Origin of the sequence: Streptomyces sp. NBC_01255 (assembly GCF_036226445.1) — a bacterium.
In the GTDB taxonomy this organism is placed as follows: Bacteria; Actinomycetota; Actinomycetes; order Streptomycetales; family Streptomycetaceae; genus Streptomyces.
The window spans coordinates 3,221,782-3,235,762 of record NZ_CP108474.1; the positions used below are offsets into that span (position 1 = coordinate 3,221,782).

The window sequence follows — 13,981 nt, forward strand, 5'->3', positions numbered from 1 at the left end:
CGGTCAGCCGTCCGCGCGGCGGTACTTGCGGACCGAGAGCGTACGGAAGATGGCGACGATCAGGATCGAGTAGATCAGCGACGCCCACACCGGGTTCTGCATCGGCCAGGCGTCGGAGGGGGAGACGCCCGGGTCGCCGAAGAGCTTGCGGCAGGCCTGCACGGTGGCGCTGAACGGGTTCCACTCGGCGATGGGCTGGAGCCAGGACGGCATCTGGCTGGAATCCACGAACGCGTTCGAGATGAACGTGACCGGGAAGAGCCAGATGAGGCCGCCGGACGTCGCCGCCTCCGGGGTGCGGACCGAGAGGCCGATGAGGGCGCCGATCCAGGTGAAGGCGTAGCCCAGGAGGAGAAGGAGGGCGAAGCCCGCCATGATCTTCCCGAAGTTGGTCGGTGCCGCGTAGCCCGGGCGCCAGCCGATGATCAGCGCGACGATCGCGAGGACGAACAGGGTCAGCGCGGTCTGGACGAGGTCGGCGAGGGTGCGGCCGGTGAGGACCGCGCCGCGCGCCATGGGCAGGGAGCGGAAGCGGTCGATGAGGCCCTTGTGCATGTCGTCCGCGATGCCCGCGCCCGCGCCGGCCGTGGCGAAGGTGACGGTCTGCGCGAAGATGCCCGCCATCAGGAAGTTCTTGTAGACGTCCGGATCGGTGCTGCCTCCGATGCTCATGGAGCCGCCGAAGACGTACGTGAAGAGGATCACGAACATCACCGGCTGGATCAGCCCGAAGAGGATCATCTCGGGGATCCGGGTCATGCGGATGAGGTTGCGCCGGGCGATGACCAGGGAGTCGTTCACGGTGCTCACTTGGCCGTCTCCTTCGTCAGGTCACGGTCACGGCCCCGGCCGTCCTTGCCACGGCCGTCCGTGCCACGGCCGTCCGTGCCACGGCCGTCCGTGCCACGGCCGTCCGTGCCGCGGCCGTCCTCCGGGGGCGGCCCGCCGTTCTCCTCCTCCGTCAGTGCGGCCGCGTGGCCGGTCAGGGAGATGAAGACGTCGTCGAGGGTGGGGCGGCGCAGGCCGATGTCGTCGATCTCGACGCCGACGGCGTCCAGGTCCCGGATGACCTCGGCGAGCAGCTTGGCGCCGCCCGAGACGGGGACGGTGAGCTTACGGGTGTGGTCCTCGACGGAGACCTCGCTCTCCCCCCGGCCCGCGATGCCGTAGCGGGCGAGGACGCCGCGGGCGCCCGCGATCATCGCCGGCTCGTGGACGACGACCTCGACGCGCTCGCCGCCCGTCTGGGCCTTGAGCTGGTCGGAGGTGCCGCGTGCGATGACCTTGCCCTGGTCGACGACGCAGATGTCGTGGGCGAGGTGGTCGGCCTCCTCCAGGTACTGCGTGGTGAGGAGCAGCGTCGTACCCCCCGCGACGAGTTCCTTGATGACCTCCCACAGCGCCTGCCGGTTCCGGGGGTCGAGGCCGGTCGTCGGCTCGTCCATGAACATGACCGGTGGGGAGACGACGAGGGCCGCCGCGAGGTCGAGGCGCCGGCGCATGCCGCCGGAGTACGTCTTGGCGGTGCGGTCGGCGGCGTCCGCGAGCCGGAACCGGTCGAGAAGTTCGTCGGCCCGTACCTTCGCCGCCTTCGCCTTCATCTGGTACAGCCGGCCGACCATCTGGAGGTTCTCGCGGCCGGTGAGGTACTCGTCGACCGCGGCGAACTGGCCGGAGAGGCCGATCGAGCGGCGGACCTGTTCGGGATGCTTGAGGACGTCGATTCCGGCGACGACGGCCCGGCCGCTGTCGGGCTGGAGGAGCGTCGTCAGCACGCGCACGGTGGTGGTCTTCCCCGCGCCGTTCGGGCCGAGCAGGCCCAGGACAGTGCCCTCGGGTACGTCGAGATCGACGCCGTCCAGAGCTCGTACGTCACCGAAGGTCTTCACCAGACCCTCGGCGTAGATCGCGCCTGGCATGTGGGTTCTCCCAGGGAGATTCGGGCGTTTCCTACCGATCCTAGGTTTATCGGGCGGGCCTCGCCCAGTGAATTTGTGATCCGCGCCACACGATCGCGGGGTCGGGTGGGGTAGGCGGGGCGGTGCGGCGGCGCGGGTCAGCCGAGGACCGTGTAACCCGCGTCCCGCAGCGCCTCCTCGACCTCCCGGCAGTGCTCCGGGCCCTTCGTCTCCAGGTGCAGCTCGACCTCCGCCTCCGTCAGACCCAGGCGCGGATCCGTCCGCACATGGCTCACGTCGAGGACGTTCGCGTCGACCACCGTGAGGACCGCGAGCAGCGTCGCCAGCGCGCCCGGCCGGTCCGTCACCCGCAGCCGCAGGCTCAGATAGCGGCCCCCGGCGGCCATGCCGTGCCGCAGGATCCGCTGGAGGAGCAGCGGATCGACGTTCCCGCCCGACAGGATCGCGACGACGGGCCCCTGGAAGGCCCTCGGGTCGGCGAGGAGGGCCGCCACCGGGCTCGCACCGGCCGGTTCGACGACCAGTTTGGCCCGCTCCAGGCAGAGCAGCAGCGCCGACGACAGGTCGTCCTCGGAGACGGTACGGACCTCGTCCACGTACTCCTGGACCAGGGCGAACGGCACGTCGCCCGGCCGCCCCACCTTGATCCCGTCCGCCATCGTCACCGGCGACTCGATCACCACCGGATGCCCGGCGGCCAGCGACGGCGGATACGCGGCCGCGCCCTCCGCCTGCACGCCGATCACCTTCACGTCCGGACGCAGCGACTTCACCGCGAGCCCCACGCCGGCCGCGAGACCGCCGCCGCCGACGCCCACGAGGATCGTCCGGACCTCCGGGCACTGCTCCAGGATCTCCAGGCCGACCGTGCCCTGCCCCGCGATGATGTCGGGGTGGTCGAAGGGGTGGATGAAGACCGCGCCCGTCTCCCGGGCGTACGCCTCCGCCGCCGCCAGCGTCTCGTCGACGACATGGCCGTGCATCCGGACCTCGGCGCCGTACTCCCGGGTGGCCGCGACCTTCGGCAGCGGGGCGCCGACCGGCATGAAGACCGTCGCGTGCACGCCGAGCAGCTTCGACGCGAGCGCGACGCCCTGCGCGTGGTTGCCCGCCGACGCGGCGACGACCCCGGCGGCCCGCTCCTCGGGCCGCAGCCCGGAGATCCGTACGTACGCCCCGCGCAGCTTGAAGGAACCGGTCCGCTGGAGGTTCTCGCACTTGAGCTGGACCGGCGCCCCCACCAGCGACGACAGATGGCGGCTGCCCTCCATCGCGGTCACCCGGGCCACCCCGGACAGCATCTTCTGCGCCCCCCGCACGTCGTCCAGCATGAGGTGGTGCAAGGGGTCTCGCGTACGGAAGCTCATGACAGCAAGTCTCGCAGCTCACCGCCCTCGTGGCCGCTCGGCGGGCGGGTGCCGAATCCGGTTTGCGCAGCCCCGGTACGGACCCCCTCGGGTCCGCGTACTCTGTCCCCCACCGACCGACCACCCCCGCACGAGAGAGACCCCAGCCATGCCCACATCTCAGGACATGACGACTGAGCTCGACCCCGGTCTCCTCGACGCCCTCCAGCACCAGGTGGCCGTCTTCGCCCGCCGGGCCGAGCAGACCCGCCTCGGCGGCACGGGACAGCTCCGCAACTCGATGGACCGCGCCGCCTACCTCCTCCTCAACCGGCTGGACCAGGAAGGGCCGATGGGCGTCAAAGCGCTCGCGGCGGGCATGGGGATCGACTCGTCCACGGTCACCCGTCAGGTCGCCCCGCTCGTCGACACGGGCCTGGTCAAGCGGACCTCGCACCCGGAGGACGGGCGCGCGGTCGTGCTCCAGCTGTCGCCGCGCGGCCTCGCCCGCCTGGAGGAGGTCCGCTCCTCCCGCCGCCAGCTGATGGTGGAGGTCACGGACGGCTGGACGCAGGCCGAGCGCGAGTCCTTCTGCACGCTGCTCACGCGCTTCAACACCGCCCTGTCCGCACGGCAGTCGGCGCACACGGGGCATCCGGGGGCCGGTTCCGGGGGTACGGCGACGGAGTCCGCGCCGACGTCTTGAGCCGAGGGTCGTGAGCCGAGCCTGTTGAGCCGCGGCTCTTGACCCTGGCCTCCCGCTGCCCTCCTATGAGGGGGTGCGCGAGCATCGGATCGGACCTGGCAGCGAACAGGCCCACCGCACCCGGGAGTTCGAGACGTTCGTGGCCGGGGCGGCGGGACGGCTGCTGCATGCCGCGACCCTGCTCACCGCCGAGTCCCGTACCGCCAACCCCCACGCCAGGGCGCTGCTGAGCGCCGCCCTCGCCCATACGTACGCGGTGTGGGCGCGGTTGCGCGACGAGGACCCGTACGACCTCACCCGCCGCGATCTCGCCGCCCGCTTCGCCCGCACCGCGTGGCGGCACCACGGCGGACACGGCCCGCTGGCCGCGCTCGGCCCGCAGGAACGTCTCGTCGTCGTGCTGCGGCTCTACGAAGGGGTGGCCGAGGAGCAGGTCGCGGCCCTGCTCGGGCTGTCCGAGGCGCGCGTCCGCGCCGTCTGCGCGCGCTCGGTCGCCGCGCTCCGGGCCGCGGCGCGCGGCGCGGCCGCCGCCTCGCAGGGGCCGGGTGGTCCCGGTGGTCCCGGTGGTCCCGGTGGTCCCGGTACTCCCGGAGCTCCCGGAGCTCCCGGAGCTCCCGGAGCTCCCGGAGCTCCCGGAGCTCCCGGTCGGAAGATCGCCGCGTGACCCGGCACGAGGACAAGGAGGCGGCGGTCCGGCGGATGCTGGACACCCCGCACCCGCCCGTCCCCGCGGATCTCGCCGTACAGGCCGTGGAGCGCGGGTCGCGGCGGGCGCGCCGGGAGCGGATGGCGCGCCGGGTGCTGTGGTGCCTGTTCGTCGTCGCCGTGTTCGCGTTCGTGGTGTGGGCGTCGGTGGAACGGCCGTGGGAGGTCCCGCCCGCGCAGACGACGCCACCGCTCGAAGGGTGGTGACAAGAGGCCGGGCCTAGCCTGGAGGAGGGGCCTACTGGAGGTCGCCATGGCCAGGAAAGCAACGGACTGCCGGGACACCCCGAGCGTCTCCGGCTGCTCGCTCTACATCTCGGGCGAGGAGGAGGAGGTCGTCCGGGCCGCCGTCGAGCACATGGTGTCCGTACACGAACACACGGACACACTCGAACTCCGCGCGGAGGTGCGGGCCGCACTGAAGGACCCGCTGCCCGGGAGCTGAGCCGCGCTGAGCCGAACCGAGCTGAACCGAGCTGAACCGAGCTGAGCCGAGCGACGGAGGGCCCGGGCACCGTAACGGGACCCCGGACCCTCCGTACCGGCGTCGGCTAGCCCAGGGCCTGGCGGAGGTCCGCCAGGAGGTCCTCGACGTTCTCGATGCCCACCGAGAGGCGGACGAGGTCGGCCGGGACCTCCAGGGCGGAGCCCGCGACGCTCGCGTGCGTCATGCGGCCCGGGTGCTCGATGAGGGACTCGACGCCGCCCAGCGACTCACCGAGGGTGAAGAGCTGCGCGCGGTTGCAGACCTCGACCGCCGCCTCCTCGCCGCCCTGCACGCGGAAGGAGATCATGCCGCCGAAGGACCGCATCTGCTTGGCCGCGACCTCGTGCCCCGGGTGCTCCGGGAGGCCCGGGTAGAGGACCTGGGTGACCTTCGGGTGCTGGGTCAGCATCTCGACGACCTTCGCCGCGTTCTCGCTGTGGCGGTCCATGCGCACGGCGAGGGTCTTGATGCCGCGCAGCACGATCCACGAGTCGAACGGTCCGGCGACCGCGCCCATCGCGTTCTGGTGGTACGCGAGCTCCTCGCCGAGCGCCTCGTCGGCCGTCACGAGCGCGCCGCCGACGACGTCCGAGTGGCCGCCCATGTACTTGGTGAGCGAGTGCACGACGACGTCCGCGCCGAGCGCCAGCGGCTGCTGGAGGTAGGGCGAGGCGAAGGTGTTGTCGACGACGAGCTTCACGCCGGCCTGGCGGGCGACGCCCGCGACGGCCTCGATGTCGGTGATGCCGAGGAGCGGGTTCGAGGGGGTCTCGACCCAGATCAGCTTCGTACGGTCGTTGACGGCGTCCCGCACCGAGTCGATGTCGGAGGTGTTCGCCACCGAGAAGTCCACGCCCCAGCGCTGCACGACCTTGGCGAAGAGCCGGAAGGTGCCGCCGTAGGCGTCGTTCGGGATGACCACGTGGTCGCCGGGCGCGAGGAGGGTGCGCAGCAGGCAGTCCTCGGCGGCGAGCCCGGAGGCGAAGGCGAGACCACGCCGGCCGCCCTCCAGGGCCGCCAGGTTCTCCTCCAGGGCGGTACGGGTCGGGTTCGCGCTGCGGCTGTACTCGTATCCGCCGCGCAGCCCGCCCACGCCGTCCTGCTTGTAGGTGGACACCTGGTAGATGGGCGGGACGACCGCGCCGGTCAGCGGGTCGGCGGTGTTGCCCGCGTGGATCGCGCGGGTCTCGAAGCTCTGGTGAGAGTGCTGGTCGCTCATGAGTCAGGAGCGTAGTCCTGAGCGCCCCCCGCCGCTTCGTTCGTCTCACCGGGTGTCCTGGACAATGGACGCATGGAGATTCTCTGGTTCCTGATCGCGCTGGTGCTGCTGGTCAGCATCCTCGGCCCCTACCTGCGCCGCCGCAGGGGCGGTGTCGGGATCCGACAGGTCGCGCCGGGCGCACCGGACGCGGCGGACCCGGAGGCGTACGGCTTCGTGCGGCAGGAGGAGCAGGACGTACGGCTGCCGGGGGCCGACGAGGAGCTTCTCCACGTCCTCGACGTCGTCCAGGCCACCCAGGACTGGCGGGCCGCCTCGCGGCTGCTGGCCGAGACCGGCAAGGACGGCGAGGTGCGCTGGCAGCGCGTCCAGGCCTTCGCGGGCGCCGCCTCCCTCGAACTCCAGGAGCGGCCCGGTGTGGGCGGGGCGTGGCTGCGGGCCTGGCGGGCGGACGCGCCGAAGGACGCGGGCGGGGCGGCCGTGCACGGCGAGTTCCTGGTGCAGCAGGCGTGGCGCTCCTCGGCTGCCGGGACGGACGACTTCCGGATCATCCTGGAGGAGGGGCTGAAGGTCACCGAGGAGGCGGCGCTGCTCGCGCCCGGCGACCCCGTCCCGTACATCACGCAGCTGGCCGTGGCGCGTGGGCTCGGCTACAGCCACGAGCAGTTCGACCAGGTGTGGGCGAAGGTCATCGACCGCGCTCCGCAGCACATGGGGGCGCATCTGGCGGCCCTGCACTACTGGTGCGAGAAGTGGCACGGTTCGCGCGAGGAGGCCGACCACTTCGCGACGACGGCCGCCGCGCGCGCCCCGCGGGGCTCGCTGCTCGCGGCGCTGCCGCTGTTCGCGGTGTACGAGCACGTGCCCGACGTGGTGCTCGTACAGGACTTCTTCCGTACGGCCGTGGTGAGCAAGGCGACGGAGGGCGCGCTGTACGCGGTCCACTCGGCTCGGCCCGAGGACCCGATGCTCGCGCACGTCCGGCACCTGCTCGTCTGGTTCCTGGTGCGCGGCGAGCGCTGGGGCGAGGCCATGCACCAGCTGGTGCACGTCGACGGGCACGTGGGCGCGGTGCCGTGGACGCTGAGCGGGGACCCGGCGGCGGAGTACACGGTCTTCCGGAACCTGGCGGTGGCGGGGTACGAGGCGAACGGCGGCAGCCCGGTGACGCTGCCGCGCTGAGGCGGGGCTGGACCGCTGAGGGCCGGAGGGGAATCCCTTCCGGCCCTTCCTTGTTGTGTCGACTGCCGACGTCGAGGAGAGATGCAGCATGTTCCTGTCCCGCACCCCCGTCCTCCCCACCCCCGAGCAGGCCCTGCGCGGCCGCCCGGAGCCGGAGTTCTCCGTCCCGGATCGCCACACGGTCCTCGGCAACCCGCTCCTCGGCCCCTACCCCGAGGGCCTGGAGGTCGCCGACTTCGCCCTGGGCTGTTTCTGGGGTGCCGAGCGCAAGTTCTGGCAGACCGAGGGCGTCTGGACGACCCTCGTCGGCTATCAGGGCGGCATCACGCCGAACCCGGTGTACGAGGAGGTGTGCTCCGGTCTGACCGGCCACACCGAGGTCGTCCGGGTCGTCTTCGACCCGTCGAAGGTCTCGTACGCGTCGCTCCTGAAGCTCTTCTGGGAGTCCCACGACCCGACGCAGGGCTTCCGTCAGGGCAACGACGTGGGCACCCAGTACCGCTCCGCCGTCTACACGCACAGCGCGGCCCAGGCCGAGCAGGCCGAGGCCTCCCGCGCGGCGTACCAGAAGGTCCTCGCGGGCTCCGGCTACGGCGAGATCACCACGCACGTCCTGCCGGCGGACGAGGAGCGCCCGTTCTATCCGGCGGAGGCGTACCACCAGCAGTACCTGGACCGCAATGTTGGCGGCTACTGCGGCATCGGCGGCACAGGCGTGGCATGTCCGATCGGCATCGCGCCCGCTGACGAGTGACGATCGCTTGGTGCATGCGCGGGCAGACTCGTTCGCGGGGTTGGCCGTGGCCAGTGGTTGGGTAGGTTCGCGGGAGGCTCGCAGTGAGCCTCCCGACGCTGTGGGACGTACATGCGCTTCAACAACATGATCTACTTTTCGCGACGCAGACTGAACGCGTTCTTCCCTGAGCGCGCCGCGCGCCGCATGCCGGTCTTGAGCGCGGAAGTGGATCTGCAGGTTGCAACGGTGGCGGTGTCACCCGCTCCACCCAGAAATCCGACCGAATCGGAGCTTCACCGGCTCCGCCAAGTACGGCGACAGCTTGAGCGCGAATCCTCCTACTTCCATGCTCCAGGGTTGGCTGTGGGTGAGTGGATCGTCTTCGACCTTGAGATGGGATGGAGCACGTCACACGAAGACAGCAAGCTGCCCGACTTTGACGACGTCGTGTTCTTCATCGGGTCCCTGCGAGGCGAGCGGACTCTGGATGGAACCCCCGTCGATTTGATGCTCTGCGGTTCCACGGAGCATCTCCTCAAGAAGACGGCAACGGCGGGCAGGATGGGGTCGGGTACCCAGTGGCTGCACGACTTGGTCCTCAAGATCAACGACGCGGATGGGAACGGACTCACAGGCATCCCGGAAATGCTGACGGCTGCGGCCTTGGCCGTGCCACGAGTCAACCGCCCCGATCAGGTGGCGCGATGGGTGTTCGACATCGCCAAAGGCCACCATGCGCCGCAGCATCGGGCAAGAGTCCATGGGCTGGCCCGAGTGGACCTACACATTCCGGAGTCGGAGTTTCAACCGCGTCTCATTGTGGCCACCCCGCTGTACGTCCACGACGCCTCGAAGAAGCCGGCGCGATGGATGACACGTCTACGTCTTCACCGTGACCTGTATCGGCGCCATCGCCGGTCCATCTGGCAGTGGCGCCCCGATCTGCCACCACGTGACCGAGGCAGGCTCTACTGCCCACCCGGGCAGGCCGAAGCCGCTGAAGCCTCGGAGTGAGAGCTCGCCGCACCTTGTAGGACAGGGATCCCCTGGTGGCCTTGTACGTCTCAGCTTGCCTTCAGTCGCGCCACTGCGGGACCAGCAGGTCAGGGTTGAACGGGCGACGACCTCCGCCCCCCACCGGCCGCACGATCACCGTGTGCAGTACCTCCCGGACCAGCGTGCGCTTCTGCACCAGGTCCAGCCTGCCCGAAGCCCACCGCTCGCGTACGTCACCCGTGACCTCAACGGCCCGTTGCTCACTCAGAGCGTGACGCGTCCTGTCCGCACGGAGTTCCTTGACGCGCGCTTCCATCTTCTGGCTTTCAGGGAAGAACAGCTCGTCCGGCATCCGGTCTTCCTGCCATGCCTGGAGGAACGTGCGCTGCTTGGCCATCAGACGGTCCAGCTCCTCCTCCCCTCCCCACTTCTCGTGGGCGCGCGTCGCCCTGGCAGCCCTCTCCTCCAGCTTCGCGAGTACGGCTTCCGTGATGAACTCATCGATCTTGGCGCCGTTCCGTCCGGTACCGCCGCATCCGCCCATCTCCTTGCTGGGACACTGGTAGAGATACCCCCCAGAGAGGTCGGCTCGCGCGGTTGCCCTAAGGGGCGAGTTGCAGATCTGACCGTCAGCGCAAGGCTTTCCGCACCGGAGGATTCCCGTCAGCAGATACGACGGGGTGCGATAGTCCGTGACCGATCCGTCAGCCTTCACGTTGGGACCGACGCGGGCCGAGAAGATGGCGTCGATGGCCATCCACTCCTTGGGCGTGATGACGGACTCCCAGAGACCCGTAACCGGAACGCCGTTGGCATCGCGAACCAACTCACCGTTGTGCTTCCGCCAGCCGCACAGCCGAGGGTTCCACAGCGCGAGCTTGAGTGAGCGGCTCGCCCAATCCTTGCCGTTGATCGTGCGAACGCCGCGCTCCCGCCACTCGCGGAGGATGGAGTGCAGGGACCTGCCCGCGATCACCTCGCGGGCGGCCTTCGCCAACCACGCCGCTTCCTCGGGCTCCAGCGTGAGCTTGTCGACCTGCCAGCCGAACGGACGCTTGCCACCAGCCGGGATACCTGACTCCGCGCGAGCGCGGTGCGAGCGGCGCGCACGCCGCTGCATCTTGCGCACCTCCATCTTGGAGATGACGACGCCGAAGAGCCCCATGGACTCCACGTCCTCGCTATAGAGGTTCTTCGACCCCTTGGCGTCGGCGTAGAGCCGGCCTTCTTCGTACGTGATCGCGTCCACGAACCGTTCGTAGTCGCCCGCCAGGCGCGCAAGCCGGTCGTCCGCGACCACGATGACGCCCTGCACAGGCTGTCCGTCGGGCATGTGGCCCGACTTCAGCGCCTTGACCATGGCCTCGAAGTCCGGACGCACCACCGACGCCTTGGCCGCCGACAGGTCGTTGTCTGCGTAGCGGTGCACGATCGTCCAGCCGAGACGGGCCGCCGTCTCACCGTTCACCTTGTGTTGATCCTCGACGCCGTGACCGTCCTTGGCCGTGTCGACGGAGACACGCGCATACGAGACAACCGGGATGACCGATGCCGCTTCGCTCACTTCCCACCCCTCACTAAGAGTTACTAATCGTACACGTAGGGAAATGCTGTGATCGGCATTACCCGGACAAGAACCCGACCGGCTGGCGCGGCATCGGAGTCTCCTGCCTGTTCGTTGTCGGGGACGCCGGGAAACGTCAACGGGGTCGGTTTCCGGCGGTGTTACTCTGGCGCCATGCAGTTCTGCCACGCTCAGGCCCGTTACATGAGGCTGCGCCGCTCCTAGCGGCGGGCCCCTCTTCACGCGTCTCACTCTCCGCGCGTCCTCGCATTCCTGCGTCGGTACTCGCGCTCTCGCGTTCGTTCAGGCCCTCCGCTTCCGGGTCCCGCCGGTGCGGCTCTTCGTGCTGCCCCGGCTCCGAACGGTTTCGCGGAGCAGACTCATGCCATATTCCCCGCAGGGCGGCCGACACGAGCTCGGCCAGAACTTCCTCGTCGACCGGTCCGTGATCGACGAGATCGACGGCCTGGTGGCCAGGACCAAGGGTCCGATACTGGAGATCGGTCCGGGTGACGGCGCCCTGACCCTCCCGCTGAGCAGGCACGGCAGGCCGATCACCGCCGTCGAGCTCGACGGCCGGCGGGCGCAGCGCCTCGGTGTCCGTACCCCCGGTCACGTGACCGTGGTGCACCACGACTTCCTGCACTACCCGCTGCCGCGCAACCCGCACGTGGTCGTCGGTAACGTCCCCTTCCACCTGACGACGGCGATCATGCGGCGGCTGCTCGACGCCCAGCACTGGCACACGGCCGTCCTCCTCGTCCAGTGGGAGGTCGCCCGGCGCAGGGCCGGCGTCGGCGGGTCGACCCTGCTGACGGCCGGCTGGGCGCCCTGGTACGAGTTCGATCTGCACTCCCGGGTCCCCGCGCGCGCCTTCCGCCCGATGCCGGGCGTGGACGGTGGGGTCCTGGTGATCCGGCGGCGGTCGGCGCCGCTCGTGGGCCAGGTGAAGACGTACCAGGACTTCGTACGCCAGGTGTTCACCGGCAGGGGGAACGGGCTGAAGGAGATCCTGCGGCGTACCGGGCGGATCTCGCAGCGGGATCTGGCGGCGTGGCTGCTGCGGAACGAGATCTCGCCGCACGCGCTGCCGAAAGACCTCAAGCCCGGGCAGTGGGCGTCGCTGTGGGAGCTGACCGGCGGTACGGCCGACGGTGCCCTCGCCGGTGCGGGGGGCGGCGCGGCCGGATCGCTCGGGTCGGCCAGGGCAGGGGCCGGTCACCCGGGCGGGCGGGCCTCCGCGAGCCGTCGGGGGGTGCCGCAGGCGCGGCGCGGCCGGGGGCGGGTCGTACGGAGCTCCACCGGGACCGAGCAGGGGCGGGGCAGGGGCCGGGGTCGACCGGAAAGCTCCTGACCTGTGCCTGATCCGTATCTCGTGCTCGTCTCGGCGGTCTCACCCGTTCCCCTCCCGCTCGCACATGGCGGGAGGGGAGTGGCGGGGCTGTGTGCGGGGCTGCGGGGCGGTTATCTGCCCGTGCGGCGTCCGTACGACGAGCCTCGCGCGCCCTGGCGTCCCTTCGTCTGGCGGACCTGTGCGCGGGGAGCGCAGGGGTCGCCGCCGCGCGTGGGGCCGAATCTGCGGCCCTCGGGCGTCGCGGGGGGTGTCCGGTCGGGCCTGGCAGACGTGGAACGGGTCCTGTTCGCCTCCGGCTCGTACTCCCTGCCGCCGCCGCCCTGGGCGGGCATGCGCGCGCCGGTCGCTCCCGGTGCGTACCCCGGCTGGGAGGCCTGGAAAAGGGCGATCCATTGGGTGAGGGTCAGGTCCTTCGGCAGTCCGCCGTCCGGAATTCCGTGGCGGTCGGCGAGGGACCGGTAGGTCCGTTTGGGGATGTGGCGCCGGAGGATCTCGGCGAGGCCGCGTCCGGGTCCGGTGAAGACGGCTTCGGCGAACTGCTGGAAGGCGCGGCTCGCGCTCTCCGGCAGCAGGGGCCGGGGGCGCCGTCTGATCGTCAGGATGCCGCCGTCGACGCTGGGCATCGGACGGAACGACGTGGCGCGGACGCGGTCGTGGAGCGTGAACTCGTACCAGGGGGCCCAGGAGGTCGTGAGCAGCGATCCGCCGCTGCGACCGGCGCGTTTACGGGCGACCTCCCACTGCACGATCAGGGCCGCCGACTGCCAGTTCGTCGATTCCAGGAGACGCCGGAGGATCTGGGTCGTGATACCGAAGGGGACGTTTCCGACGACGGTGTCGATCTCGCGCGGAAAACGGAAGTCGAGGAAATCTCCTTGGAATACGGTGACCTTTTCCCGGTCGAACTTCCTCCGTATGTGCGCGGCCCAGTGCGGGTCCATCTCCACGGCCGTCACGGTGTCGAAGGAGTGGAGCAGCTCCTCGGTGATCGCGCCCTTTCCGGGGCCGATTTCGAGAACGTGTCTCCCGTCTCCCTCGACCTGCCGGACGAGATTGCGCACGGCTCTGTCGTCCTGGAGGAAGTTCTGCCCTAATTCGCGGCGGAGGACGTCGCGATCCGCTCGTCTCGGTATGGAGTCGCGCACTGCCATGAACGATCCCCTCCCTGGCTGCCGTGGTCAATGGACTTGGCACGGACCATACCTCACGGTCCGTCGCCTGACAGGAGAGCGAGTTGACGTAGTGACGGCTTTCCGTACGGGAGTTGGGAGCGGGCCGAGAGGGCGGGGTGAGGGGTGAGCGGAAGAGGGCGGGAGGGCCGGCTCAGGGTCGCCTTCCCCCAAGTGAGGTGCGGCGGAGTGGTATTGGAGGGGCCGGGAGGCTTGCTGCGCGAAGACCCTCCAACGCGCCTCCGGTGGGGTCGGGTTGAGGTCGCTGCTCGTCGGCCACTCCCGCCGTCGGGGCCGAACTATGTCATGTCGGGGATGAAATCAAGCCATTCCCCCGGGAACGGCTGTTACCCCTCCCTTTACCTGGCGTGGATTTCCCCACCATTGGTATAGAGCGTGAGTCGACACGACACCATGGGGACCGCGCATGCGGCGGACACCACCCCCCGGCGCCCCGACAAGGGGGGTCCGCGACCCTGCCGGACTCCCGTGGCCTGGGGTCTACGCCAGGTATAGGGGGAACGTAGGGGGAGCATAGGGGGGGTGCCCTGAGGTTGGGTGAAAGCGCGGCTTCCGGAAACGGAGCCGGATGTCTTCA

General features: G+C 70.3%; 13 protein-coding genes and 1 pseudogene. 8 read left to right on the forward strand and 6 right to left on the reverse strand.

The features are described 5' to 3' along the window. Positions 1–3: 3 nt before the first annotated feature. The 3 genes from OG357_RS14105 to ilvA all read right to left on the reverse strand — a co-directional run bounded on the left by OG357_RS14105 (position 4) and on the right by ilvA (position 3,286). A complete protein-coding gene (locus OG357_RS14105; RefSeq protein ID WP_329621480.1) occupies positions 4–810 on the reverse strand; it encodes an ABC transporter permease in 807 nt (268 codons plus the stop codon). Further along, positions 807–1,919: an ATP-binding cassette domain-containing protein gene (locus OG357_RS14110; RefSeq protein ID WP_329621481.1), complete on the reverse strand. Its 1,113-nt coding sequence runs from the start codon at positions 1,917–1,919 to the stop codon at positions 807–809. The genes OG357_RS14105 and OG357_RS14110 overlap by 4 nt, the downstream gene beginning before the upstream one ends. Positions 1,920–2,056: 137 nt before the next feature. After that, positions 2,057–3,286, reverse strand: a complete 1,230-nt coding sequence (gene ilvA / locus OG357_RS14115) for a threonine ammonia-lyase (RefSeq protein ID WP_329621482.1) — start codon at positions 3,284–3,286, stop codon at positions 2,057–2,059. A gap of 148 nt (positions 3,287–3,434) precedes the next feature. On the opposite strand from ilvA, the gene OG357_RS14120 reads away from it, so the two are divergent. The 4 genes from OG357_RS14120 (at position 3,435) to OG357_RS14135 (ending at position 5,121) form a co-directional block, all read left to right on the forward strand. Further along, positions 3,435–3,971, forward strand: a complete 537-nt coding sequence (locus tag OG357_RS14120; protein WP_329621483.1) for a MarR family winged helix-turn-helix transcriptional regulator — start codon at positions 3,435–3,437, stop codon at positions 3,969–3,971. A 73-nt stretch (positions 3,972–4,044) separates the two neighbouring features. Then, a complete protein-coding gene (locus tag OG357_RS14125) occupies positions 4,045–4,635 on the forward strand; it encodes a sigma factor-like helix-turn-helix DNA-binding protein (protein WP_443066679.1) in 591 nt (196 codons plus the stop codon). Continuing rightward, complete coding sequence (locus OG357_RS14130) at positions 4,632–4,883, forward strand: hypothetical protein (protein ID WP_329621484.1); 252 nt, start codon at positions 4,632–4,634, stop codon at positions 4,881–4,883. The genes OG357_RS14125 and OG357_RS14130 overlap by 4 nt, the downstream gene beginning before the upstream one ends. Positions 4,884–4,929: 46 nt before the next feature. Beyond that, positions 4,930–5,121: a DUF1059 domain-containing protein gene (locus OG357_RS14135; protein ID WP_329621485.1), complete on the forward strand. Its 192-nt coding sequence runs from the start codon at positions 4,930–4,932 to the stop codon at positions 5,119–5,121. A 106-nt stretch (positions 5,122–5,227) separates the two neighbouring features. Here the strand turns inward: OG357_RS14135 and OG357_RS14140 are convergent, their stop codons facing one another. Next, a complete protein-coding gene (locus OG357_RS14140; protein ID WP_329621486.1) occupies positions 5,228–6,382 on the reverse strand; it encodes a cystathionine gamma-synthase in 1,155 nt (384 codons plus the stop codon). A 72-nt stretch (positions 6,383–6,454) separates the two neighbouring features. Between OG357_RS14140 and OG357_RS14145 the strand changes: the two genes are divergently transcribed. The 3 genes from OG357_RS14145 to OG357_RS14155 all read left to right on the forward strand — a co-directional run bounded on the left by OG357_RS14145 (position 6,455) and on the right by OG357_RS14155 (position 9,314). After that, the gene (locus tag OG357_RS14145; protein WP_329621487.1) at positions 6,455–7,564 is read left to right on the forward strand and encodes a hypothetical protein; all 1,110 of its coding nucleotides are present in this window, start codon (positions 6,455–6,457) and stop codon (positions 7,562–7,564) included. A gap of 88 nt (positions 7,565–7,652) precedes the next feature. Continuing rightward, positions 7,653–8,318 carry a peptide-methionine (S)-S-oxide reductase MsrA gene (gene msrA, locus OG357_RS14150; protein ID WP_329621488.1) on the forward strand — a complete coding sequence of 222 codons (666 nt, stop codon included), beginning with the start codon at positions 7,653–7,655 and terminating at the stop codon, positions 8,316–8,318. Between the two features lie 111 nt (positions 8,319–8,429). Further along, entirely contained in the window at positions 8,430–9,314 is an 885-nt protein-coding gene (locus tag OG357_RS14155; RefSeq protein WP_329621489.1) for an SAVMC3_10250 family protein, read from the forward strand. A gap of 61 nt (positions 9,315–9,375) precedes the next feature. Here the strand turns inward: OG357_RS14155 and OG357_RS14160 are convergent, their stop codons facing one another. Then, positions 9,376–10,860, reverse strand: a complete 1,485-nt coding sequence (locus tag OG357_RS14160) for a recombinase family protein (RefSeq protein ID WP_329621490.1) — start codon at positions 10,858–10,860, stop codon at positions 9,376–9,378. 382 nt (positions 10,861–11,242) lie between these two features. On the opposite strand from OG357_RS14160, the pseudogene erm (OG357_RS14165) reads away from it, so the two are divergent. Continuing rightward, positions 11,243–12,001: pseudogene (gene erm, locus OG357_RS14165) on the forward strand (23S ribosomal RNA methyltransferase Erm); the annotation flags it as partial. A gap of 323 nt (positions 12,002–12,324) precedes the next feature. Here erm (OG357_RS14165) and erm (OG357_RS14170) read toward each other — a convergent pair. After that, a complete protein-coding gene (gene erm, locus OG357_RS14170; RefSeq protein WP_329621492.1) occupies positions 12,325–13,365 on the reverse strand; it encodes a 23S ribosomal RNA methyltransferase Erm in 1,041 nt (346 codons plus the stop codon). Positions 13,366–13,981: the final 616 nt, after the last annotated feature.

Excerpts from the sequence above, each read along its gene's own strand:
- OG357_RS14110 (WP_329621481.1), bottom strand. The coding sequence starts at position 1,919 with ATGCCAGGCGCGATCTACGCCGAGGGTCTGGTGAAGACCTTCGGTGAC.
- ilvA (WP_329621482.1), bottom strand. The coding sequence starts at position 3,286 with ATGAGCTTCCGTACGCGAGACCCCTTGCACCACCTCATGCTGGACGAC.
- OG357_RS14120 (WP_329621483.1), top strand. The coding sequence starts at position 3,435 with ATGCCCACATCTCAGGACATGACGACTGAGCTCGACCCCGGTCTCCTC.
- OG357_RS14135 (WP_329621485.1), top strand. The coding sequence starts at position 4,930 with ATGGCCAGGAAAGCAACGGACTGCCGGGACACCCCGAGCGTCTCCGGC.
- OG357_RS14140 (WP_329621486.1), bottom strand. The coding sequence starts at position 6,382 with ATGAGCGACCAGCACTCTCACCAGAGCTTCGAGACCCGCGCGATCCAC.
- OG357_RS14145 (WP_329621487.1), top strand. The coding sequence starts at position 6,455 with ATGGAGATTCTCTGGTTCCTGATCGCGCTGGTGCTGCTGGTCAGCATC.
- msrA (WP_329621488.1), top strand. The coding sequence starts at position 7,653 with ATGTTCCTGTCCCGCACCCCCGTCCTCCCCACCCCCGAGCAGGCCCTG.
- OG357_RS14155 (WP_329621489.1), top strand. The coding sequence starts at position 8,430 with ATGCGCTTCAACAACATGATCTACTTTTCGCGACGCAGACTGAACGCG.
- erm (WP_329621492.1), bottom strand. The coding sequence starts at position 13,365 with ATGGCAGTGCGCGACTCCATACCGAGACGAGCGGATCGCGACGTCCTC.